This window comes from Pseudomonas triticifolii (genome assembly GCF_014358015.1).
GTDB lineage: Bacteria > Pseudomonadota > Gammaproteobacteria > Pseudomonadales > Pseudomonadaceae > Aquipseudomonas > Aquipseudomonas triticifolii.
The window spans coordinates 22216-44100 of sequence record NZ_JACONV010000031.1 but is presented as its reverse complement, the minus strand read 5'-3'; the positions used below and the strand labels follow the sequence as shown (position 1 = coordinate 44100).

Genomic DNA, 21885 nt, shown 5'->3' with positions numbered 1-21885 from the left:
TGACGCTTTCGCCGGCAAGCCGCCTCCCACAGGTTCTGCGCTCAGCCGGCCATTAGCTGCCTGGCCCTGTCCTGCGCACGGCGTGGATCAAACCCCGCCCAGCACCACGCTCAGCGCATTGCGCGCATCGTCCAGTTGCACCAGCGAGGCATGGCGGGCGCCGAGGGCGTCGCGGTTCTGAATGGCGGTGAGTATGGCTTTATGGCGCGGCATCGCCAGTTCGTGGAGGTTGGGACGCTTGTTGGAATATTTGAGCGCCTCGCGCAAGGCCAATGACAGCATGTTGCACAGATGAGCCAGCAGGTCATTGTGAGTTGCGTCGGCGATGCGGCTGTGGAAATCCAGGTCCGGCTGTAAAAGGTCCTCGGGGGTCGGGGCCGCTTCCATGCGCTGATACGCCTCATGGATCGAGTCGATTTCCTCATCCGTCGCATGCTGCGCTGCCAGCGCGGCAACTGCGGGCTCGATCACGGCGCGTACGCTGGTCAACAGGTTGAAGAACTCATTCTGCGGTGAACTCTGCATCACCCAGTGCAGCACGTCCGGATCAAGCAAGTGCCACTCACGTCGAGGCTTGACCACCGTGCCGACACGCGGTCGCGAGTAGACCAGGCCTTTGGCGACCAGTACCCGCGTGGCTTCACGCAACACCGGACGGCTGACCGCGTACTCTTCGCAGAGCAGCGCCTCGGCAGGCAGTTTTTCGTCAGGTTTGAATCGACCGGATACGATCTGCATGCCCAGTTCCTGGACAATGCGCGCATGCATGCTTTTACGGTCAGAAGGCTTTCGATAGTCCATGGGAACGCGAGTCGATCCTGGCGATGAATGCCGCGCATGATAACACTGCGCACAGCCCGAAGCGGCCGCCCTTGCGGGGCAACCGCCACATTCGACGGTAAGCGGTCAGTGAGAATGCCTTGGCACTTCGGACCCGCGGTTACCGATCAAAAAGTCGAAATCGCAGCCCTGATCGGCCTGCATCACATGATCCACATACAACTGGCGATAGCCGCCGAGCAGCAGTTGACGCGGTGCTTGCCAGTCGGCCAGACGTGCGGCCAGCTCAGCGTCGGGAATGTCCAGATGCAAGCGCCCGCTGGCGCAGTCCAGTTCAATCCAGTCGCCTTCCTTCACCACCGCCAACGGTCCGCCTGCTGCCGCTTCCGGCGCGACGTGCAAGACCACGGTGCCGTAGGCGGTGCCACTCATACGGGCGTCGGAAATCCGCACCATGTCGGTTACACCCTGGGCCAGCAGCTTGGCTGGCAGCCCCATGTTGCCGACCTCAGCCATGCCCGGATAACCCTTCGGCCCGCAGTTCTTGAGGACCATGACGCAGGTTGCATCAATGTCCAGATCCGGGTCGTTGATACGCGCCTTGTACATCTCGAAATTCTCGAACACTACGGCGCGACCACGGTGCTGCATCAGCGCAGGTGTTGCGGCGGAAGGCTTGAGCACTGCGCCAAGCGGCGCAAGGTTACCGCGCAGCACGCAAATGCCGCCATCGGCGCGGATCGGATTATCCAGCGCGCGGATGACCTGGTCTTCGCCATAGATCGGTGAGTTGCAGGTGTTCTCGGCGATACTTTTGCCATTGACGGTCAATGCGTCAGGGTTGGGCAGCAGCCCGGCTTCGTTCATGCGGCGCAGCACAGCTGGCAGGCCGCCCGCGTAGTAGAACTCTTCCATCAGGAAGCGCCCGGAAGGTTGCAGGTCGACGATGGTCGGCATGCCGCGACCGACACGGGTCCAGTCATCCAGCTCCAGATCGACGCCGATGCGTCCGGCGATGGCTTTGAGGTGGATTACCGCGTTGGTCGAACCGCCGATGGCAGCGTTGACCCGAATCGCGTTTTCGAACGCGGCCTTGGTGAGGATCTTCGACAGGCGCAGGTCTTCGCGAACCATGTCCACGGCCCGCATGCCAGACATGTGGGCCAACACGTAACGACGCGAATCCACCGCTGGAATCGCCGCGTTGTGCGGCAACGAGGTGCCCAGTGCTTCGGCCATGCAGGCCATGGTCGAGGCGGTGCCCATGGTGTTGCAGGTGCCTGCCGAGCGGGACATGCCAGCTTCGGCGGACAGGAATTCGTCCAGGCTGATCGTCCCGGCTTTGTAGGATTCGTGCATCTGCCAGACGATGGTGCCCGCGCCGATGTCCTTGCCTTCGTGCTTGCCGTTGAGCATCGGCCCGCCGGTCACGACGATGGCTGGAATGTCACAGCTGGCTGCGCCCATCAGCAGGGCAGGGGTTGTCTTGTCGCATCCGGTCAGCAGTACTACGCCATCAATCGGGTTACCACGAATCGCCTCTTCAACGTCCATGCTCGCCAGGTTGCGGGTGAACATTGCGGTGGGGCGCAGGTTGGATTCGCCGTTGGAGAACACGGGAAACTCCACCGGCCAGCCACCGGCCTCGATCACGCCGCGTTTGACGTGTTCGGCAATCTGACGGAAATGGGCGTTGCAGGGCGTCAATTCAGACCAGGTGTTGCAAATGCCGATGATCGGTTTGCCTTGAAACTGATGGTCGGCGATGCCCTGATTCTTCATCCAGCTGCGATACATGAAGCCATTCTTATCGGCAGTGCCAAACCACTGTGCAGAACGGAGGGTCGGTTTTTTATCGGAGTCAGACATGATCGGCTCTCTTATTGTAAGACTTAATGTCGATGCTGCTGGCTAAGGTAAGCCTAAAAAACGCCGATTGGAAGAGTTGTCAGTTTAAATAGTATTACTATATAGTCGTTTTCAGTCGAGGGACGACCCTTGCTTCGGTGTTGTGTCATAACAGCACCAGGTACAGAGGCGATCTCCGCAGGTTCCATAACAAAAACAATGGGAGACCGCCTTCATGAGCCAGGAACTGCGGCTTATACGCCGCATCACGTTCAAACTGATTCCCTTTCTGATCCTGCTTTACCTCATCGCCTACGTGGACCGCTCTGCCGTGGGCTTCGCCAAGCTGCACATGGGTGCCGATATCGGCATTGGCGACGCGGCCTACGGGTTGGGTGCCGGGCTGTTCTTCATTGGTTACTTTCTGCTGGAAATCCCCAGTAACCTGATGCTCGAACGCTTTGGCGCACGCCGCTGGTTCGCACGGATCATGGTCACTTGGGGCGCCATCACCATCGGCATGGCCTTCGTCCAGGGACCGCACAGCTTTTACGTGATGCGTTTCCTGCTGGGTGCGGCCGAGGCGGGCTTCTTCCCCGGCGTGCTGTACTACATCACCCAGTGGTTCCCGGTGCGTCATCGCGGCAAGATCCTGGGCCTGTTCATCCTGTCGCAACCTATCGCCATGATGATTACCGGCCCTGTGTCCGGCGGTCTGCTGGGCATGGACGGCGTACTGGGTCTGCACGGCTGGCAATGGCTGTTCATTGTGATCGGTACACCCGCAATCCTGCTGGTCTGGCCGGTCCTGCGCTGGCTGCCTGACGGTCCGCAGCAGGTCAACTGGATGGATCAGGCCGAGAAAGACTGGCTGACCGGTGAGCTGAAGAAGGATCTGGAAGAATATGGCCAGACCCGGCACGGCAACCCGCTGCACGCCCTGAAGGACACGCGCGTGCTGTTGCTGGCGCTGTTCTATCTGCCTGTCACGCTGAGTATCTATGGACTCGGTTTGTGGCTACCGACGCTGATCAAACAGTTTGGCGGCAGTGACCTGACTACCGGCTTCGTGTCTTCGGTGCCTTATATCTTCGGCATCATCGGCCTGTTGATCGTGCCGCGCAGTTCCGACCGCCTCAATGATCGATACGGCCATCTGGCGGTGCTCTATGTGCTGGGTGCCATCGGCCTGTTCTGCAGTGCCTGGCTGACACTGCCGGTCGCCCAGCTGGCGGCATTGTGTGTGGTGGCGTTCGCGCTGTTCTCATGTACGGCGGTGTTCTGGACCTTGCCGGGTCGGTTTTTTGCCGGTGCCAGTGCAGCGGCCGGTATTGCGCTGATCAACTCGGTCGGCAACCTGGGCGGCTATATAGGACCGTTCGTGATCGGTGCCCTGAAAGAGATAACCGGCAGTCTGGCCTCCGGGTTGTACTTCCTGTCCGGCGTCATGGTCTTCGGGCTGGTGCTGACCGGTATCGTTTATCACGTGCTGGAGCGCAAGCATGTGCTGCCCGCTTCCGAATTCGCTGCCAGCGCCAAGGCGCGCTAGGTCCGGCTTTCCACTATCTGAAAGGAGATTTCCATGCGGTTGGTGCAATTTGAATTGAACAACGGTCAGCGTCGGGTCGGTCTGGTGGACGGTGATCAGGTGAGTGAAGTGCAGGGCGCCGAGAGCGTTCGGGAACTGGCCCTTGCTGCGATCGAGGCCGGCTCCGGGCTGGCGCAGCAGGTCGAGCAGCGAGGCGTGGGCGAGGCTCATGATTACGCGCAACTGCTGGAAGAACTGCGCATTCTACCGCCGCTGGATCACCCGGATCCGGCGCATCTGCTGGTCAGCGGCACGGGCCTCACGCACCTGGGCAGCGCCTCTGCGCGAGACAAGATGCACCAGCAATCGGGTGACGAGTCGGCGATGACCGACACCATGCGCATCTTCAAATGGGGTGTGGAAGGCGGCAAGCCGCTCGCTGGTCAGGCCGGTGTGCAGCCGGAATGGTTCTACAAGGGCGACGGCAGTATTGTCGTGCGTCCGGGTGCGTCCTTTTCGTTGCCGCCGTTCGCTGAAGATGGCGGGGAAGAGCCTGAGCTGAGTGGCCTGTACGTCATCGGTCACGACTGCAAGCCTTACCGGCTTGGCTTCGCGATCGGCAACGAATATTCCGATCACATCATGGAGCGTCGCAATTACCTCTACTTGGCGCACTCCAAGCTGCGCGCCTGCTCGTTCGGACCTGAGTTGCGGGTAGGTGAGTTGCCGCAGAATCTTTCAGGCACCAGCAAAATCTGGCGTGACGGTGAAGTGGTGTGGGAGAAGGAGTTTCTGAGCGGCGAGGCCAACATGTGCCACAGCCTGGAAAACCTCGAGTATCACCACTTCAAATATGCCCAGTTCCTGCGTCCTGGCGATGTGCACGTGCATTTTTTCGGCACCGCGACCCTGTCTTTCGCCGACGGTGTGCGGACTCAGCCGGGGGACAGGTTCGAGGTCAGTCAGGCCGAGTTCGGTAAGCCCCTGATCAATGGTCTGGCACCGAGCGAAGCGGTGTTCCAGCCGGGTGGGATTGGCAGGTTGTGAGATAAGGGGAGCGATGACGTCCAACGCCGCAATCATAAAACGCGAGTAGCCCGATGAATGCGTGCTGGGTGGGAGGCGGCTTGCCGGCGATGGCGTCAGTTCAGTCGCTGATAGGTCGCTTCGGAAAAAGCATCGTCGGCAAGCCGCCTCCCACGGTCCGTTGGTCGTAACTGCCGTCGCAGAGTTCGCGAAGATCATGGCCAATCATCGCGCGATTGCCCTATCATTCGCGTTTTTGCAGGCTGGATACCCTCATGACCACTCCCCCAGACACTTTGCTCGCCGCCCTCGAAACGTCCTCGATGCTGGAAATCGACGGTCTGCACGCCTGGGATTTTTCTCTGGGCGATGAACTGAACGTCGAATGCATGGACGGTCGCGAGCGCAAGGTGTGGCGTTTCACGCTGGATCAGGTTAACGCTGCGACGTTCGACGATTCCCTTCAAAGCTGGGTCGTCAACGATGGCAACGCCGACCACCGGATTGTCTGCCTGGATGCGTTCACGCCTACCGATGAAGACGACGCCGACGAAGCTTGATCCAGATCAAGTGATGCTCACCGCTTAGTCGCTAGATTCACCTGCGCGTGCCGACTGCTTTTGCGAAAGCGTCGGCACCCACTAGCAGGGTGCCGAGTGTGACGTCGGTAACGACGGTGCTCACTTCGCACACACGGATGTGCTTGCCTTTTCTTATTGCCCCGACGCGCTTTGCCGTCCGGGAATAACGACGTTTCATACACTGGCCTTGCCAGTGTCGGCCCAATGGACTGGGCCAGACCAACAAGATAGGGAGATCCAATGTCTACTCAAGGTGCGTTGAGTCGTGCGCGTGTGTTGCCCACGTTGCTGGGCGTTCTGTTGCTGGTGCTCGGTGTGGTGATGCTGATTGGCGGCTTCAGGCTGGTCGGCCTGGGCGGTTCGTTCTATTACATGCTGTGCGGGTTCGGTTTTCTGGCCATCGGTGTTCTGCTGGCCATGGGGATGCGTTTTGCTATCTGGCTGTTCACCCTGATGTTGCTGTTGAGCACCGTCTGGTCGTTGTGGGAGCTGGGTCTGGATCGCCAGCAGTTACTGCCGCGCCTGTTCGTATGGTTTCTGGTCGGGCTGGTGCTGGTACTGCCGATCACAAGGCAAGGGTTGGGGCCGCTGCGTCGCAGTGTGCCGATCGGTGGCCTTGTCATCGCGTTGATCCTGGCGGGTGTGGCCCTCGATCCGATCGCGCAGTTCAGACAACTCGCGCAGCACACTGAGGATTTCATGGTGACGCTGGTTCCGGGCATGGACCTGCGCTGGATGCCCTCCGTCGACAGCGAAACCGGGCTGCAAAGGCCGGAAAGCTAGTCCTGGCGGCCAATGAAAGCGTTTGCTGCAAAACTACCCGGCCTTATTCAGTGTCATAGCCCTGACTGTCGCGTGACAGGCGTCACTAACGTCCACAAAAAAGGGATGCCCCCATGCCCCATAAAATTCTGCCGTGGCTGGCAATGGCCAGTGCCATGAGCGCATTTACCTTGCAGGCTCAACCCATGACCGACTCCCAATTGCTGCTGGGTTCCTACACTCAGGGAAAAAGCGAGGGGATCTACCGGTTTGGCTTCGACAGCAAGACCGGCATGATCGACCCCAAGCCGCTTCAAGTGATCAAGACCGAAAACCCGTCCTGGCTGACGGTTTCCAGGGACCAGCGTTATCTGTTTGTCGTCAATGAGAACGGCCCTGGCCAGACTGACGTAGTTGGTAAGGTCAGCAGTTTTTCCATCGAACCCAAGACCTTCAAGATCACGCCGATCAATCAGGTACAAACCAAGGGCGAGGAGCCGACTCACTCGAGCCTGAGCGAGGACGGGCGTTATCTGTTCGTGGCGAACTACGCCGTCAACCCGGATCCGGGTGGCGTGTTGTCAGTGATGCCGGTCAGCAAGGACGGACAGTTGGTTGATGCCGTTCAGGTATTGCCGCTGGGCCCCGGCAGCAAGGTCAATCCAGAGCGCCAGATGTCGTCCCACGTTCACCTGGCGGTGCCGACTCCGGATGACAAATACGTCGTCACGGCCGACCTGGGTGCCGACAAGCTGTTCGTCTACAGCTACAACGCTGATCAGAGCAAACCGCTGCAGCCTGCCAGCATACCGAGCGTGCAGTTGCCGGCAGGCAGCGGACCCCGTCATGTCCTGTTCAGTGGCGATGGCAAGCATGCCTGGCTGGTGCTGGAAATGTCGGCCCAGGTGGTGGTCTTCGACTACCACGATGGCGTCTTCAAGCAGACCCAGATCGTGGACATGAAGAACAAGGGCGTCGAACAGAAGAACGGCGGCGGTGCGTTGCACACCTCGCCCGACGGCAGGTTCCTGTATGTAACCAACCGTGGCGAGGCCAATCAGGTCGTGGTGTTCCGGATCAATCCTACTGCCGGGACGCTTGAGGAAATCCAGCGCCGGACCGTCGAAGGCGCAGAGCCTCGTGAGTTCAGCTTTGACCCCAGCGGCACGTTCATGCTGTTTGCCAATCAGAAGAGCAATCAGATCGTGACGGTGCGCCGTGACGTGCAAACCGGCTTGATCGGCGATACGGTGCAGAAAATCGATGTGGATGCACCTTCGTACTTGCACTTTCTGAATGAAAAATAAGTTACAAAGCCTTCAGCCCGCCAAATGCGCGGGCTGAAGCCGTTATCAATGCCGATGATATGAGTTAGTGCTACAAAAGATTTCTGCTGACCCGCCCTCAGGCGTAAGTTTGAGTCACGGCCAAGACGGCCCTAACTCTAAGCGGCACGTACCAGAGTGCCGCGCCGACACAAAGAGAGGTGACCCAGATGAACTTCAATCTTTTCTCCATCATTGCTGCATCGGCTATTTCCGCGTCTGTGGCACTTCCTGCCAGCGCCAGTGTTGATGTGAGCGACAAGAAAGCCCACGCCACCCAAACCTACACACCGAAGTACCTGCAACAGAGCGCCAACTTCTACGCGGCGCTGGATCACAAGTCCGCTCAATGAAACGTACGTGAATTCATTCCCCGTTAGCGACGGTGTCGACACCGGGGAATGGATTCGTGAACGGCAATGCTTTCGCGAGCATGTTCGCCCACACAGGTCCACGCCACCACTGCCCATTGCGTGGCAGACCCGGCATGGACTGTTACGTGAGCCTGCTCGCGAAAGCGTTGAATCCCCTTGTCCCTGCTACCTTGCTGGTAGCGGGGATTTTTTTGCATCCGGTGCCTGGGTATCTCGCCCTTGAAGATCGGCCTGTTTATGCATGACCGCTGCAAACAGCCCGCTGTCCAGAAAACGCTGTAGCCATTCGCGCAGCGCCGGATAAGCACTTTGCGCGAACCAGTCCGGGTCGACAAAACAGAACTGGCGAATAAAGGGCGCAATGGCAATGTCGGCCAGTGTCGGGTGCTCTCCCATCAGGTAAGGACCTGACTGCAGCCGAACGTCCAGCGTTTGTAGAAAGGCTTCGCCCAGTGCGCGGTAGTGCTCGGCGGGATGTTCCGGGTAACGCACGGCGTATTTATAACGGTCCAGATTCAGCTTGAAGGCCTGATCGTTTTCTTCGATCAGGTCGGCCATCTCGCGTTGTGCTGAAGGATTGCAGGCCAGCAGCCAGTCATCTGGATCGTTCTGCGCCAATGCCCAGTGCATGATGTCCAGGCTTTGTTCCAGAACACAGTCGGCAACAATCAGCACCGGCACCGTGCCCTTGGGCGAGCGTTCAAGCATGTGCGGCGGTTTGGCCTTGAGGCTGACTTCGTAAATGTCCACCTCACAGCCCGCGTAGTGCAACGCCATGCGTGCCCGCATGGCGTAGGGGCAGCGGCGGAACGAGTAGAGCACCGGCGTCATGAACTGCCGACCTCAATGGTGCTCAACCCGTTGCCCTGACGGCGGACCTTGATCTGCACCGGGATGCGCTCGTGCATTTCCTGAACGTGGGAAATGACGCCGACTTTGCGGCCCTGCGCCTGCAAGCCGTCCAGTGCGTCCATGGCCAGTTGCAGCGATTCAGGATCGAGGCTGCCGAAGCCTTCGTCGATGAACAGCGATTCGATACGCAAGGTACTGGACGCCATCGATGCCAGACCCAGGGCCAGAGCCAGCGACACCAGAAAGGTTTCCCCGCCCGACAGCGAATGCACCGAGCGTGTCTCATCGCCCATTTCGGTGTCCAGCACCAGCAGGCCGAGCATGCTGCCACCGCGCTTGAGGCGATAGCGGCGCACCAGTTGCTTCAGTTGCGCGTTGGCGTGGTGCACCAGCAGATCGAGGTTGTAGGCCTGGGCGATCTTGCGGAATTTGTCGCCTTCGGCCGAGCCGATCAACGCAGCCAGTCGAGCCCAGCGTTGGTATTCGCCGGTGGCTTCGTTGATGCGGGCCTGCAATTCACTGTTGGCGTCACGACGGCGCTGGTCTTCGCTCAGTTGCGCGCGCAGTTCGGCACTGTGTTGTTCGCTCAGCGCCGTCTGTTCCTGGGCCTGCAACAAGGCGGCATTCAGCGCGTTGCTGTCGGTCAGGTCGGCATGTTGCGTCTGATGCTGCTGCACGCGTTGCGCGCGTTCATCGAGCAGAATTCGCGCCTGCTCCAGGGCTTTCTCGGCCGCTTGGGATTGCTGGCGCAATTGCTCGACGTGTTTGTCGTCGTAGGTCAGCAGGGTGTCGAGCGCTGCGTCGTCCAGTTCGGGGTGCTGATTGCGCCAGTCGGTGAGCGTGGCGTCCAGCTCTGTCAGCTCTTGTTGCAAGGCCTGCTGCTGTTGCTCGCCGGACTTGAGTTCGGCGGCCAGCTGGATCAACTGAGTCTGGATGTCCTGCAAGGATTGGGCTGCCGAGCTTTCGGCCTGGCGGGCCTGCTCAACGGCCTGTTCCAGGGCCTGCTGCCATTGCTGCGCGCTGGCGTATTCGCCCAGCAGCGCCTGCAACGCTTGCTGACTGGCCTGCTGCTGTTCGCTGAGTGCCGTGACCGCCTGCAGGTGTTCTGTGACGCGTTGCAGACGGTTCTTCTGCTCAATCTGTTCACTGTCGATGCGCTGCTGGCGTTCGCGCTGTTCCTGTTGCTCTTCGCCTTGCTGCTCCAGTTGATCGAGTCGCTGTGTCACGTGCTGTTCAAGCTGCATCACGGTGGTCGAGGCATCGCTGCGCAGCCCGTCCAGCGTCTGCGGCGTGACCAGCGAGGCAAAAGCCGTCAGCTCTTCGTCCAGACGCTGCTGATCGGCGCCCAACTGCTGAAGCTGATCGGCCACATGGCGTGCGGCGGTCTGGCTGGCTTCCTGCGCAGTCTGTACTGAATGTTGCAGGCGTGCGGCGTCTTTCTGCAGCGTTAGCAGCGCTTGCTGGCGCTGCTCGTCGCGGACGATGACTTCGGTCAACTGGCTGAGCTGCTGACTTAACCAGGCGTCGCGTCCGGCAGGGTCGCGGTCCAGCAATTGAGCGCCCAGCGGGTGGGCTTCAAGGTCCGGTGCCAGTGCCTGCTGGCGCACGGCCAGTTGCTCATGCTGGCGCAGCAGTTCTTTCTGCCGGGCGATGATGCCGCCCACGTGCTCGCGCAACAGATTGCGCTGCTCGGTCAGGGTGTCGACGGTTTTCTGCGCGCTGGCCTGTTCATCCTCATCATGCCGGGTGAGGCTGTGCAGCAAGGCCTCGGGCTGGTGCCACGGATGCTCGGCACTGCCGCAGACCGGGCAGGGCTGGTCGTCCTGCAACTGGGTGCGCAGTTCTTCGACGCTGGCGCTGCGGGCCAGACGCTGGCGTTCCAGCAGTTGCCGGGTCACGCTCAGGGTCTGCTCGGCGACAGTCAGCTCATCCTTGACCTTGATACCTTGGGCGACCAGTTGCTCGCGTTCCTGCTGGGCAGCCTGTTGCTGCCGGGCCAGCTCCTGGAGTTGCCGTTCGATGTCGTGAAGGCTGGCCCACAGACGTGTCAGCTCTTCAAAGGCGCGCTGTTGCTTGCGATTGTCCTGCAACAGGCTGCCGAGAATCTGCAACTGTTCAGTGACAGCTGCCACTTCGCAGTCGGCCTCGCGGTATAGCAATTCCAGTGCGCTGCGTTGTTCCGTCAGTTGTTGCTCGGCCTCGCTGGCACGCTGTTGCAGCGCAGGCAGCTCAAGATGGCCGTGCTTGAGGCGATTGGCGGTCAACGTCAGGGTCTTCAGGCGATCACGCCACGCGTTCCAGCCTTGGGCGAGCGGTGCCAGATCGCGGCTGTGTTCGAGCTGTTCGGCAATGCGTTCAAGGCGCTGTGTAACCTGCTGCTGTTGATCGAGCAGGGTTTGCAGACCAGTCTGGCCCTGCGTGCAGGACTGTTCGGCCTGCTGATGCTGTTCCGACGCCTTGTTCAGTTCCTCCGCGAGGCGGTTCAGTGTGTTTTGCGCGTCGAATGCCTGCTGCAAGAGCGGCCTGGCGACACTGTGCGCCTGCTGGGCGTCCAGCAACTGAGCTTGCGCCTGGCTGCGTTGGTCGTGCAGTTGCTGCTGGCTGCTTTGCAGCGTGAACTGCTGCTCCTGGTGCTGGCGAATCTGCTCCGCCAACGGCGCGAGCTGTGCGTTTAACGTGATCCGCCGTGCGAAGCGATGCCGTTGCGGGCCGAGGCGTTCAAGCTGGCCAAGTGTCTGCCGCTGACTGATCTGATCGTTCCATACCTGTTGCGCGGCAGTCAGGCTTTCCTGAGCAGCGAGTTGTTCATCGCGCAGCCTATGCAGCTCGGTCAGCCATTGCTGCTGCAGTTCCAGCTGACGCTGCTGCGCCTGATGCAGCTTGAGCTGCTGTTGGGCATCGCTCATGCGTTGCTCGAGTTCGGCAAGCTGCTCGGGGTCCAGCGGGCTGATATGACTGGCCTGAGCGGTCAGGACCTTGAGGGCTTCTTCGGCCTCTTTGCTCTTGCTGTAGGCGCGTCGACCGAGCTGGCTGTAGATCGCGGTGTTGGTCAACTTCTCCAGCAGTTCGCTGCGTTCCTTGTCGTCGGCCTTGAGAAAGGCGCTGAATTCACTCTGGGCGAGCATCACGGCACGGGTGAACTGTTCGAAGTTCAGGCCCAGGCGGCTTTCGATCAGTTGCTCGAACTCGCGCTTGCTCTGATTACTGAGGATCTGCTCGCTGTCCAGATCGGTCAGGGTCTGGCGGCTGGCCTGCAGTTTTTTCGCCGCGTTGTCTCGGGCACGATTGGTTTCCCAGCGCGCGCGGTAGCGGCGTTGGTCGATGCCGATGAAGTCCACCTCGGCATAACCGCTGCCGGTGCCACGGCGCAGCAGGGTGCGTGGATCACTGGTGGTGATGTCGCCGTCGATGTCCGGGACCTTTGACTGGCCGATGTTGCTCAGGCGCGGAATGGCCCCGAACAGCGCCAGGCACAAGGCATCCAGCAAGGTGCTCTTGCCCGCGCCGGTCGGGCCGGTGATGGCGAACAGACCGGCGCTGGCCAAGGGTTCTGCGGTGAAATCCAGCTCGAACGGTCCGGCCAGAGAGGCCAGGTTTTTCAGGCGAATGGCGAGAATCTTCATGGCTGTTCGCTCTCCTGCTGCACTTCACGCAACAGCGTGGCGAAGTCGCTCAGGGTCTGTTCATCGACCTCGGTGCCGAAGTTGTCCTGCCAGGCGCGGCTGAACAGCTCCTGTGGGCTGAGCTGATCCAGTTCGATCAGTGCGGCATCGTCATCACCGCCGTCGGCGCTGCCTTTGCCCGCGTACTCGGCACCGATGCGCACCAGGCGTACAGCCTTGCCCTGCAGGGCGGTTTCGATCTGATTGCGCAGGTCCGGCTGTGGCTCGTCCAGACGCACGCGCACCTCAAGCCAGGGCTGCCGGTCCGGGTCGGCCAGCAGGTCCACGTTGGGCAATTCCTTGAGCTGCACCAGCAGTTCGGCAAGGGGCGCAGGTCCCAGACGCTGCAAATTGACGGCGCGTGGAATCAGGCACGTGTCGACGCTGGTCAGCGTCTCGCCGTCGCAGTTGATCTCCAGAATCTGGTGCTGATAACCGATTTCCGAGAACGACAAGGGGATGGGCGAGCCGCTGTAGCGAATGCGTTCTTCACCATTGACCCGCTGCGGCTTATGCAGATGGCCGAGCGCGACGTACGTAATGCTCGGCCCGAACAGGCTGGCGGGCAGGGCTTCGGCGTTGCCGATGATCAGGCTGCGCTCGGAGTCCTCGGACACCGAACCACCGGCCATGTGCGCGTGGCTCACGGCAATCAGCGCCTGCCCGGGCTCACGTTTGCGGTTGGCGGCTTCAATCAGGCGTTCATGAACCCGGGCGATGCCTTTGAGGTAGTCGTCGCCCAGCGTCGGGCCGGTGACTTCGGCGGGACGCAGAAACGGCAGCGCCAGGCACCAGGCACGTACGTCACCCTTGGCATCAGGCAGCGGCAGCAACAGACGCTCGGCATCCAGCACGCCATCGTCCAGCCACAACACTCGGCCAAGCGCGTGAGTACGCAGGCGACGCATCAGGGGCGCGGGCAATTCGATGCGCGAGCCCGAGTCGTGGTTGCCGGCGATCATCACGATGGTCAGCAACGGGTTCTGTTCGTGGGCATTGACGATGAAGTCGTACAGACGTTCCTGGGCTTTGACCGGCGGGTTGACGGTGTCGAAGATGTCGCCCGCGATCAACAGCACATCGGGTTGGCGTTCGGCCAGGCGGGCCAGCAGCCAGGTCAGAAAGCAGGCGTGTTCGAAGTCGCGCTCCTGACCGTGAAGGTTCTGGCCCAGATGCCAGTCGGAGGTGTGGAACAGACGCATTGAATTACCTTGTCATGAAGAGGTGTGCCCGGCTGCATCCTTACTTGGGATACAGCGGCGGCAACCCGGCATCGCCTGCCGGGTCCTGAATGTGTTCGGCGGCGGGCAGGGTGCGAATCGCACGCCAAAGGTCCTCGCCCAGCCAGAGTTTTCCGGTCTCACTGTAAAGCGCGCCGTTCAGGCCATCCAGGGCGTCGGACAGCGGCACGAAGCGGGCAGCCATGTCAGCCAGGGTGTCCGGTTGCTGGCGTGCCCAGGCGTCCAGTGCCTGACGTGTGGCCTGCGGGTCGTTGGCCAGACACGCGCGCTTGAGGTCATCGAGCACAGTACGCGGGCTTGGTCCGGCCTGTACCGTTCTGGCAATGGCCGGCTGGCTGCGCGCGCGCCACCAGAGCACACAGCCGAGCAGGGTGGTGCAGGCGAAAAACAGCGTGCTCATCTGCCACGGCCAGACGGGCGGGCCGATGATTGTCAGGCCGCCCATGTCGCTGCTGACCGGCGTGTCCACGGTCAGGCCGGGGTTGATGCCGATCTGCAACGTGCGGGCAGGCAGGCTGGTGTGTTCCAGATGGTCCTCGCGGGTGTTCCACCAGGTCACTTCGACGGCGGGCAGTTCGATGGCGCCGGCACGGGCGGGCACCAGGGCTTCACGCTCTTCGCGGGTGCCGATCAGGCCGCGTTCGCTGGGCAGGTTGCGCAGTTGCGGCTGATCCGGGTAACGACGCAGGCCGGGCACTTCGGTGGCGGGCAGCGGTGGCAACTGCGCGCCGGCCAGACCTTCGGCCTTGAGGATGATCGTGCGGGTCAGCGAATCGCCGACCTGGGTCTTGCCCGGTTCCGGGCTCCAGCTTTCTTCCAGGCTGATGCTGCGCGCGGGCAGCCACGGCACATGCGCCGGGTAATCGGCGGGCATGGGCTTGACGGTCAACGGCATCTCGGTCGAGCTGACGCGCATCACCTTGCCCGGCTGAGGGCCGAACGGGTTGACGTCCTGGCTTTGCGCGCCCGCGGCCTGAGGCTGTACCTGGGTCGCGCTGAACACTTGAGGCGGAATGGTCAGCACGCCACTGTGCTGGGGATAGAGTGCATAGCGCATCTCGATAACGCCGTGGCGTACCCCGTTGATCAGCTTTTCATAGGTTCGCGAATCACCCAGTTTTTCGACGCGCGCGTCCGGCACCTGCAACGGGCTCAGGCTGCTGTCATCGAACAGTGACACCGAGTGATAGATGCGCAAGGTCAGCACTGCTTGAGCCTGAACATAGACGCTGTCCTGATCCAGGGTGGCCTCGATGAACACCGGTGCCAGGTTGTTGCTCTGCTCCGAGGGCTCGCTCTGCAGGATCTGCAGGGTCAGGGGCTGGCTTTTCAGCTCACCCAGTTGCAGCGCCGGGATCACCACGCTCCCCGTTTGCCTGGGCAGCAGGGTGATGATCCACTGAGTGGTCGCCTGATTATTGCCGCCCAAGGTGGTCAGGCGGTTGAGCTGGCGGGTGTCACGCACCTCGAAGTCGCGGTCGAGCGAGCTCAGGTCAGGCTTGCCGAACTGCGTGACGTCATCGGTTTCCAGCGTCAGCTCGACGGTTTCCCCGGCGTTCAGGCGCGTGCGGTCGACGCTGGCTTTCAACTCTGCAGCCTGCGCCGACAAGACAACCAGACTCAGCAACAGGCCGGTCATAAAAGGGTAAACGCGACTCATCGGGTTTTTTCCTGATGTTGCTGTTCATAGCGGAATTTGCGCCGCAGCAGTTCGCCTGGGTCGTCCGGTATCTGCCTGAGCCACTGCTCCAGTTCCTGACGTCGCTCACCTGTGATCGGGCTGTCAGCCCCTTGCAGCGGCGGGCGGGTGGTCTGCTCGTCGTCGTTCGAAGCACCGGACGTTTCCACACCCGACGTGCTGTCCGGGGGCGGGCTGTCACTGCTGTTGTTGTCATCGGGTTGCGCGTTGTTCTGCTCGCTGGGCGAGGTGTTGCGAGTCTGATCCTGTGACGCCTGTTGCCCGGCCTCGTCCTGCTCGGCGTTCTGCTGCTCGTTTTTGGCCGGTTGTCTGGTGTTGGCCTGATCCAGCAGGCTTTGTACGAGGGCTCGATTGTTCACGGCCGCTGGAAAGTCCGGCTGGCGTTCCAGCGCCTGCTCGTAAGCGTCCAGTGCAGCCTCCAGCTCGCCACTGCGGGCCAGCGCATTGCCCCGATTGTAATGATCGGCGGCGGTGTTGCCTTCAGCGAAGCGCTGCGCGGCGCTGGCATAATCCCCGGCCTCGTAAAACGCGACGCCTTTCCATTGCGGATTCTCGAACCGTTGTGCGGCTTCGGCCGGACGACGCTGTTCCAACAGCCGCTGGCCCTGTTGATCCGGGCGCAGCCAAAGGTCCTGAAATTCGAACGCCTGGCTGTTCTGCGGCAACATGAACAGCAGCGGCAGGCAGAACAACCAGCCACGTCGGCCCGCACAGGCGGCAATCAACAACAGCGGCAGCAGGAACCAGTGACCCTGATCGGCCCAGGTGTCGAGCTGCACGATCTGTCCGTCGCCACGTACCTGCTGCGGGCTGGCCAGCAGGCCCAGGCTGCGAAGGTCGTCGTCATCGTTGCGTGCTTGACGGTAGCTGCCGCCGATCTGTTCGGCAAAGTCGTTGAGGCTGCTGCTGTCCAGACGCGGTACCAAAATCGCGCCCTGACTGTCCTTGAGCAGGCTGCCGTTTTCCTGAGTCACGGGGGCGCCGTCGGCGGTGCCGATACCCAGCATCAGAAAAGGCGGTGAGTGTCCGCGCAGCGCCTGACGAATACCCTCGCGCTCTTGTTCGCTCAGCGAGGAGCCAATCAGCAGGATCCGCCCTTGACCCAGCGCGCCTTGTTTGAGCAGTTGCAACGCCCTGACGACCGCCAGGTCGGCGCGTTGGCCTGCCAGCGGCATGATCGATGGCCTGATGGCGTCCAGCAGGTTATGGCTGGTGACCAGGTCGTCGGACAGCGGCACCAGTGTGTGAGCGCTGCCGGCGTAGACGATGATGGCGGTCTGCGAGTCGCTGCGTGCCTGCAACAGATCCAGCAATTTGCGTCGCGCCTGCTCCAGTCGCGTGGGGGCGATGTCGGTCGCGAGCATTTGCGGGGTGAGTTCCAGAATCACCACCAAAGGATCAACCGGTTTCTGACTGAGCTGCTCGACGCGCTGCCAACCGGGGCCGAGCAGTGCGGCCAACGCCAGCAGCCAGGCCAGTCCCAGCACGGCCCAAGGCAGTTTGCTATTGCTGCCGCGACTGCCATTGAGCAGCACCGCATGAAAGGCCGCGGGCAGAATGATCTGCCAGCGTCCGGCGCGTTTCTGCCGGTGCCATAGTTGCCAGATCAGCAGCACCAACAGAGGCACGATGAGCAGCCATGACGGGCGGAACCAGTGCGGCCAGAGGGAGGCGATCATCGCGACCTCCATAGTCGCTCGATACGTTCACGCCAGCCGATGGCCCGCAGGCGGGCGAGTACACGTTGCATGGCGTTGTTCGGCCACAGGCTGCGCACCACCAGCAACACGCTCACCAGCAATGCGATGGACAAGGGCCATTGATACAGCACTTGCGCGGGACGGGCCTGCGTAGGCTGCTGGGCGACAGGCTCAAGCGAGTCGAGCGTGGCGCGGATTTTTTCCAGTTGCTCGCCGTCGCGGGCGCGGAAGTACTGACCGCCACTGAGGCTGGCGATGTCCTTGAGTGTCGGCTCGTCGAGGTCTAGGCTCGGGTTCAGGCCCAATAGTCCCTGGATACCGCTTTTGTCAGGGTCCGAACCGATGCCGATGGTGTAGATCCGAACGCCTTCATCAGCGGCCAGGCGTGCAGCGGTGATGGGATCAATCTGGCCGCCGTTGTTGGCGCCATCCGTCACCAGGACCAGGACGCGGCTGTTGGTCGGGCGCAGTCGTAGACGCTTGAGCGCCAGGCCGATGGCGTCACCGATGGCGGTGTTCTTGCCGGCGATGCCGATTTTTGCTTCGTCGAGCCAGACGCGTACGGTGCGTCGGTCGAAGGTCAGCGGGGCCTGCACGAAGGCCTGGCTGCCGAACAGGATCAGGCCGACGCGATCACCTTGTCGGTCCTCAAGGAAGTCGCCTAACAGGTGCTGAACCAGCACCAGACGGCTGACCTCGTCGCTCTGCCATTGCATGTCCGGATAATCCATGGAGCCGGAAACATCCACGGCCACCAGCAGATCGCGGCCGCTGGCGGCCACCGGCAGCGGCTCGCCCAGCCATTGCGGGCGAGCGGTGGCGATCAGCAGCAACAGCCAGATCAGCAGAAACGGCGAACGCTGGCGCCATGCCGGGAGATTGGCCCTGGCGCGGCGTCCGCTCAGGCCTTCGAGTTCGCTGAGGAAGCTGACCTTGAGCGCGGCTTCGCCACTGTCGGCCATCGGCAGCACGAGGCGCATCAGCCAGGGCAGTGGCAGCAGGGCGAATGCCCAGGGCCAGACGAACTCAAACATGTTTGCGAATCCAGGTATCGACGGCCTGGGTCAGGCCACTGATGGCCTTGTCATCGAGCTTGCATTCGGGCTTGTAGGCCCCCTCGACCAGAATCATCCAGCGCGTCAGGCCCGCGGCCGGGCAGCGGTTGTCGAGAAACGCCAGCCATTTTCGGCCATTGAGCGTGTGGCTCTGACTGTGTGGATAGTGGTTGCGACACAAGCGTTTGAGCAGGCCGTTGATCTGCTGCAGCCAGGCACCGGCAGGCGCGCCGTCGTAGGGTTTGGGCAGACTCGCCAGCTCGGCCAGCGCCGCGATGCGCACCGGGTCCAGTGGCTGCTCGGTGCGGGTCTTGCTGGCCTTGACCGGCAGCAGGCTGCGCAGCCGCCACGCCCCCCAGCCTAAAGCCGGAATCAGTAGCAACAGTAACCACCAGCCCGGTGCCAGGGGCCAGAAACTCACGGCTTCGGGGGCGATCAGGGGTTGTAGCTGGTCCAGTGGGTTCATTTGCGCTTCACCGGACGCTGGGCGTTGAGGTATTCACGCAGTTGCTCGACCAGCTCGAACTGAGTGCTCAGTGGCATCAGCAGCACTCGCAACTTCTGGGCGAGCAGTTCCCAGCGCGCGGAGCGCTCTTCGCCCTGAACGCGATAGGCCCGGCGCAGTTCGGGGTCTAGGGTGTCCAGTTCCAGTTGCGCGCCGCGTTCGGCAAAACGCAGCAAGCCGGCCGCAGGCAGTGCCCGGTCCAGCGGGTCGGACAGTGGCAGCAACAGTAGGTCGCTGTGGCGCGCCAGCAGGGTCAATTGCTGCTCGGCGGCGTCGGACAGGGCTCGCTCATCGCACAGCACGATCACCAGGCTGCCGGGGCGCAGCACTTCACGGGCACGCCGCAGGGCCGTGCCGAACGCATCGCGGTCGGCCGGGATTTCGGTGTGCAGCGATTGATTGACCCGCACCAGCCGGTTGAGCAACTGCAACAGGCTTTGCTTGCTGCGTCGGGGTTTGATTTCGTAGTGCTCGTTGTCGCCGAACACCAGTCCGCCGACCCGGTCATTGTGCTCCAGCGCGGCCCAGCCGATCAGTGCCGCAGCCTGAGCCGCCAGCACTGACTTGAACATGTGTCCCGAACCGAAGAACAAACGACGGCTCTGTTCCACCAGAATGAAGATGGGCCGTTCGCGCTCTTCATGGAACAGCTTGGTGTGCGGCTCCTGGGTACGGGCGGTCACTCGCCAGTCGATGCTGCGTACGTCATCGCCTGCCTGATACACCCGGACCTGATCGAAATCCACGCCACGGCCACGCAGCTTGGAGTGGTGCAGGCCGATCAGCGGGCTGCGCTGGCTCGGCGTGGAAAACAGCTGCACTTCCCGCACGCGATGGCGCATCTCGATCAGCTCGCTGAGCGTGACGCGAATGCCCGGCTGTGGGATCAGGAAGGGTTGCATGGGCTCAGGCGACGGCTACGACGTCGAGGATCCGCTGAATCACGCGGTCCTGATCGATACCGGCGGCTTCGGCCTCGAACGACAGGATAATGCGATGGCGCAGCACATCGAACAGCACCGCCTGAATGTCTTCGGGGCTGACGAAGTCGCGTCCGGCCAGCCAGGCGTGCGCCCGTGCGCAGCGGTCCAGCGAGATTGAGCCGCGCGGGCTGGCGCCATAGGCGATCCACTCGGCCAGTTCCTGATCGAACTTGGCAGGCGTACGGGTCGCCATGACCAGTTGCACCAGGTATTCCTCCACGGCGTCGGCCATGTACAGGCCAAGGATCTCTTTGCGCGCGGCAAAAATGGCTTGCTGGCTGACGCGGCGCTCCGGCTTGGTTTCGCCGTTCAGCGCTTCGCCGCGAGCCTGTTGCAGGATCTTGCGTTCGACAGCAGCATCCGGGAAGCCGATCTTGACGTGCATCAGGAAGCGGTCAAGCTGCGCTTCAGGCAGTGGATAGGTGCCTTCCTGCTCGATGGGGTTCTGGGTCGCCATGACCAGGAACAGCGGCGAAAGATCATAGGTGCTGCGCCCGACACTGACCTGACGCTCGGCCATGGCCTCCAGCAGCGCCGACTGGACCTTGGCTGGCGCACGGTTGATTTCATCCGCCAGGACCAGGTTGTGAAAGATAGGCCCCTGCTGGAACACGAAGCTGCCGGTTTCCGGACGATAGATCTCGGTACCGGTAATATCGGCGGGCAGCAGGTCGGGAGTGAATTGAATGCGGTGAAACTGTGCTTCGATGCCTTCTGCCAATTCCTTGATGGCTTTGGTCTTGGCCAGACCCGGGGCACCTTCGACCAGCATGTGGCCGTCGGCAAGCAGGGCAATGAGCAGGCGTTCGATCAGTTTTTCCTGGCCGAGGATTTGCGTTGAAAGAAATGTTCGCAGCGCAATCAGCGCCTCACGATGTTCCATCGGTGACTGTTCCTGGCAGGGTAATCAGCCGCGTCGAGCGACAGCAGGCTGGGGGCGATACTTTAATTCATTCGGGCGGGTATCGACTAACGACTCCAGGGTTTTTTATGGAGTTTAGAGACAGTTCAGACGTTTATTTGGGAATTGTCCCGCAGAGTCTGTCTGTTCTTTGTAGGAATTAGAGGTGAGTGGCCTGTTCTTGGGTAACGTGCATTGTGTCTGACGGCGCGCCTTCTTCCGATTGCGGCCCAAGGCAGGCTCATTTTCACAACCCGCCAGCTTGCTCATGGCAGCCGGTAAAACGCCGCTGCATTGCCCCACAGCACCTTTTGCGCGCCGCTGTCACCCAGCGCCTCAATTACCAGAGCGATATCACCCGGTTCGAATGGTCGCGGCGCGCGGGTGGAGGGCAGGTCGGTGCCGAACATCAGGGCGTCGGGGTTGGCCGAATGAATGTCTTTCAACGTTGACGACACCGGAAAATCGACTCGCCCGAAGCCGCAGGCCTTGATCCTTACACCCTGCTCGGCCAGGCGCAGCAACACCGGTAAACCGTCAGCGCTCAATCCCAGATGATCGATGCTGACGGCAGGTAGCCTCAGCAGACGGGATTCGATGTCGGCCAGCTCGCGGGAGTCGATGTACAGTTCCGAGTGCCAGCCCACCTCACGGTGAACCCGCAGGGCAAGGGCTTCCAATTGGTCGAGCTGTTCCGAACCGCCACGCTTGAGGTTGAAGCGCAGGGCGCGCACGCCAGACTCGTTGAGCGTTTGCAGTTGCGCGTCAGTGACGCTGGCGGGCAGTTGAGTGACCCCCACGAAACCCGGACCCAGACGGTTCAGCGCAGCAAGCAGATAACCCTGGTCGAAGCCTTGAAACGATCCGGAAACGACAGCCCCACCGATGACGCCAAGCGGCTCGACCGCTGCCAGATAGTCTGCAACGCCGAACGGCTCGGGCAGGAAGCCGTTATTGGCTTGAAGCGGAAAATGCGGGTCGATGATGTGGCAATGGGCGTCGAAGATCGCAGGCATGGCAGGCTCCGTGTGGCTGAACGATGACTCTAGATGACTCTAAAGGG

At 61.6% G+C, this 21885-nt stretch carries 18 protein-coding genes; 6 read left to right on the top strand and 12 right to left on the bottom strand.

All coding sequences use genetic code 11. The annotated features are described in order from the left end of the window. Positions 1 to 87: 87 nt before the first annotated feature. Positions 88 to 801, bottom strand: a complete 714-nt coding sequence (locus H8S56_RS23285; RefSeq protein ID WP_187519905.1) for a FadR/GntR family transcriptional regulator — start codon at positions 799 to 801, stop codon at positions 88 to 90. A 105-nt stretch (positions 802 to 906) separates the two neighbouring features. Then, a complete protein-coding gene (locus tag H8S56_RS23280) occupies positions 907 to 2649 on the bottom strand; it encodes an IlvD/Edd family dehydratase (protein ID WP_187519904.1) in 1743 nt (580 codons plus the stop codon). A 214-nt stretch (positions 2650 to 2863) separates the two neighbouring features. Between H8S56_RS23280 and H8S56_RS23275 the strand changes: the two genes are divergently transcribed. The 6 genes from H8S56_RS23275 (at position 2864) to H8S56_RS23250 (ending at position 8203) form a co-directional block, all read left to right on the top strand. Next, entirely contained in the window at positions 2864 to 4177 is a 1314-nt protein-coding gene (locus tag H8S56_RS23275; protein ID WP_024695712.1) for an MFS transporter, read from the top strand. A 33-nt stretch (positions 4178 to 4210) separates the two neighbouring features. After that, the gene (gene araD1 / locus H8S56_RS23270) at positions 4211 to 5203 is read left to right on the top strand and encodes an AraD1 family protein (protein ID WP_187519903.1); all 993 of its coding nucleotides are present in this window, start codon (positions 4211 to 4213) and stop codon (positions 5201 to 5203) included. Between the two features lie 254 nt (positions 5204 to 5457). Then, positions 5458 to 5742, top strand: a complete 285-nt coding sequence (locus H8S56_RS23265; RefSeq protein ID WP_024687551.1) for a DUF5629 family protein — start codon at positions 5458 to 5460, stop codon at positions 5740 to 5742. Between the two features lie 261 nt (positions 5743 to 6003). After that, positions 6004 to 6546, top strand: coding sequence for a hypothetical protein (locus H8S56_RS23260; RefSeq protein ID WP_187519902.1), 543 nt, complete (start codon positions 6004 to 6006; stop codon positions 6544 to 6546). A 113-nt stretch (positions 6547 to 6659) separates the two neighbouring features. Then, a complete protein-coding gene (locus H8S56_RS23255) occupies positions 6660 to 7832 on the top strand; it encodes a lactonase family protein (protein ID WP_187519901.1) in 1173 nt (390 codons plus the stop codon). Positions 7833 to 8020: 188 nt separating this feature from the next. Beyond that, positions 8021 to 8203, top strand: coding sequence for a hypothetical protein (locus tag H8S56_RS23250; RefSeq protein ID WP_024687554.1), 183 nt, complete (start codon positions 8021 to 8023; stop codon positions 8201 to 8203). Between the two features lie 186 nt (positions 8204 to 8389). Here H8S56_RS23250 and H8S56_RS23245 read toward each other — a convergent pair whose 3' ends face one another. The 10 genes from H8S56_RS23245 to H8S56_RS23200 form a co-directional block, all read right to left on the bottom strand. Further along, on the bottom strand, positions 8390 to 9055 hold the full coding sequence (locus H8S56_RS23245; RefSeq protein WP_187519900.1) for a glutathione S-transferase: 666 nt from the start codon (positions 9053 to 9055) through the stop codon (positions 8390 to 8392). After that, complete coding sequence (locus H8S56_RS23240) at positions 9052 to 12699, bottom strand: AAA family ATPase (RefSeq protein ID WP_187519899.1); 3648 nt, start codon at positions 12697 to 12699, stop codon at positions 9052 to 9054. Before H8S56_RS23240 ends, H8S56_RS23245 begins: the two co-directional genes overlap by 4 nt. Then, positions 12696 to 13940 (bottom strand): exonuclease SbcCD subunit D C-terminal domain-containing protein, encoded by a 1245-nt coding sequence (locus H8S56_RS23235; RefSeq protein ID WP_187519898.1) that lies wholly within the window; start codon positions 13938 to 13940, stop codon positions 12696 to 12698. The genes H8S56_RS23240 and H8S56_RS23235 overlap by 4 nt, the downstream gene beginning before the upstream one ends. A 40-nt stretch (positions 13941 to 13980) precedes the next feature. Beyond that, complete coding sequence (locus H8S56_RS23230) at positions 13981 to 15639, bottom strand: BatD family protein (protein ID WP_187519897.1); 1659 nt, start codon at positions 15637 to 15639, stop codon at positions 13981 to 13983. Beyond that, positions 15636 to 17357, bottom strand: coding sequence for a VWA domain-containing protein (locus tag H8S56_RS23225; protein WP_187519896.1), 1722 nt, complete (start codon positions 17355 to 17357; stop codon positions 15636 to 15638). The genes H8S56_RS23230 and H8S56_RS23225 overlap by 4 nt, the downstream gene beginning before the upstream one ends. After that, a complete protein-coding gene (locus H8S56_RS23220; RefSeq protein WP_187519895.1) occupies positions 17354 to 18412 on the bottom strand; it encodes a vWA domain-containing protein in 1059 nt (352 codons plus the stop codon). Before H8S56_RS23220 ends, H8S56_RS23225 begins: the two co-directional genes overlap by 4 nt. Next, a complete protein-coding gene (locus H8S56_RS23215) occupies positions 18405 to 18899 on the bottom strand; it encodes a DUF4381 domain-containing protein (protein ID WP_187519894.1) in 495 nt (164 codons plus the stop codon). Before H8S56_RS23215 ends, H8S56_RS23220 begins: the two co-directional genes overlap by 8 nt. Then, on the bottom strand, positions 18896 to 19840 hold the full coding sequence (locus tag H8S56_RS23210; protein WP_024695701.1) for a DUF58 domain-containing protein: 945 nt from the start codon (positions 19838 to 19840) through the stop codon (positions 18896 to 18898). The genes H8S56_RS23215 and H8S56_RS23210 overlap by 4 nt, the downstream gene beginning before the upstream one ends. A gap of 4 nt (positions 19841 to 19844) precedes the next feature. Continuing rightward, the gene (locus H8S56_RS23205; RefSeq protein ID WP_004883864.1) at positions 19845 to 20804 is read right to left on the bottom strand and encodes an AAA family ATPase; all 960 of its coding nucleotides are present in this window, start codon (positions 20802 to 20804) and stop codon (positions 19845 to 19847) included. Positions 20805 to 21088: 284 nt separating this feature from the next. Continuing rightward, a complete protein-coding gene (locus H8S56_RS23200; protein ID WP_024687563.1) occupies positions 21089 to 21838 on the bottom strand; it encodes an amidohydrolase family protein in 750 nt (249 codons plus the stop codon). Between the last annotated feature and the right edge of the window lie 47 nt (positions 21839 to 21885).

Coding starts and splice junctions, on each gene's coding strand:
- H8S56_RS23285 (WP_187519905.1), bottom strand. CDS start 801: ATGGACTATCGAAAGCCTTCTGACCGTAAAAGCATGCATGCGCGCATT.
- H8S56_RS23280 (WP_187519904.1), bottom strand. CDS start 2,649: ATGTCTGACTCCGATAAAAAACCGACCCTCCGTTCTGCACAGTGGTTT.
- H8S56_RS23275 (WP_024695712.1), top strand. CDS start 2,864: ATGAGCCAGGAACTGCGGCTTATACGCCGCATCACGTTCAAACTGATT.
- araD1 (WP_187519903.1), top strand. CDS start 4,211: ATGCGGTTGGTGCAATTTGAATTGAACAACGGTCAGCGTCGGGTCGGT.
- H8S56_RS23265 (WP_024687551.1), top strand. CDS start 5,458: ATGACCACTCCCCCAGACACTTTGCTCGCCGCCCTCGAAACGTCCTCG.
- H8S56_RS23260 (WP_187519902.1), top strand. CDS start 6,004: ATGTCTACTCAAGGTGCGTTGAGTCGTGCGCGTGTGTTGCCCACGTTG.
- H8S56_RS23255 (WP_187519901.1), top strand. CDS start 6,660: ATGCCCCATAAAATTCTGCCGTGGCTGGCAATGGCCAGTGCCATGAGC.
- H8S56_RS23250 (WP_024687554.1), top strand. CDS start 8,021: ATGAACTTCAATCTTTTCTCCATCATTGCTGCATCGGCTATTTCCGCG.
- H8S56_RS23245 (WP_187519900.1), bottom strand. CDS start 9,055: ATGACGCCGGTGCTCTACTCGTTCCGCCGCTGCCCCTACGCCATGCGG.
- H8S56_RS23240 (WP_187519899.1), bottom strand. CDS start 12,699: ATGAAGATTCTCGCCATTCGCCTGAAAAACCTGGCCTCTCTGGCCGGA.
- H8S56_RS23235 (WP_187519898.1), bottom strand. CDS start 13,940: ATGCGTCTGTTCCACACCTCCGACTGGCATCTGGGCCAGAACCTTCAC.
- H8S56_RS23230 (WP_187519897.1), bottom strand. CDS start 15,639: ATGAGTCGCGTTTACCCTTTTATGACCGGCCTGTTGCTGAGTCTGGTT.
- H8S56_RS23225 (WP_187519896.1), bottom strand. CDS start 17,357: ATGATCGCCTCCCTCTGGCCGCACTGGTTCCGCCCGTCATGGCTGCTC.
- H8S56_RS23220 (WP_187519895.1), bottom strand. CDS start 18,412: ATGTTTGAGTTCGTCTGGCCCTGGGCATTCGCCCTGCTGCCACTGCCC.
- H8S56_RS23215 (WP_187519894.1), bottom strand. CDS start 18,899: ATGAACCCACTGGACCAGCTACAACCCCTGATCGCCCCCGAAGCCGTG.
- H8S56_RS23210 (WP_024695701.1), bottom strand. CDS start 19,840: ATGCAACCCTTCCTGATCCCACAGCCGGGCATTCGCGTCACGCTCAGC.
- H8S56_RS23205 (WP_004883864.1), bottom strand. CDS start 20,804: ATGGAACATCGTGAGGCGCTGATTGCGCTGCGAACATTTCTTTCAACG.
- H8S56_RS23200 (WP_024687563.1), bottom strand. CDS start 21,838: ATGCCTGCGATCTTCGACGCCCATTGCCACATCATCGACCCGCATTTT.